Source organism: Brachyspira sp. SAP_772, assembly GCF_009755885.1.
Lineage (GTDB): Bacteria > Spirochaetota > Brachyspiria > Brachyspirales > Brachyspiraceae > Brachyspira.
Genome location: NZ_VYIX01000365.1, coordinates 1 through 526, shown reverse-complemented (window position 1 = coordinate 526; position 526 = coordinate 1). Strand labels below are relative to the sequence as shown.

Annotated in this window: 1 protein-coding gene; it reads right to left on the bottom strand. The window is 23.2% G+C overall.

The features are described 5' to 3' along the window. Positions 1-165: 165 nt before the first annotated feature. A partial coding sequence (locus tag GQX97_RS14535; RefSeq protein ID WP_157152379.1) for a hypothetical protein occupies positions 166-526 on the bottom strand: 361 nt, incomplete at its 5' end.

Genomic DNA, 526 nt, shown 5'->3' with positions numbered 1-526 from the left:
AAGGTGGGGTGTTATTACTTCACCTTTTATTTTTATATAGATTTTTTATTATGGAGAAATTATGATAAATAAACTCTTACTTATAGGATTTGTACTTCTTTGCATTTATGCTATTACTACAAGAATTGTTAATAACAGAAAAGATAAAAATGATAATAATAAAGATTAATTCTCTCTTTTATTAATTTTTATTATTTTTCTTTTTCTTATATTATTTTGCTTATTTTTTCTTTGGGATTCTATATTGGCATCTGCCAAACTTTTTTCTTTGCTTTTGTCTTTATTTTCTTCTTCGCTTTCTATTTCTAATATTACTTCAGTTACCTTATTTATTTTCCAAATTAAACTATCATCTACTACTGGTATTATTAATTGATTGAGATTCTCTTTATCAAAATAAACTCCAGAACCTTCTAAAGAAACTAATTTTGAAACTTTCTTAGCATCTATTTTAGAGTATTTATCAAGTTTTATATACATATTATAATGTCCTTCTATCACTGATAATACTCTCACTCTTTTTAGT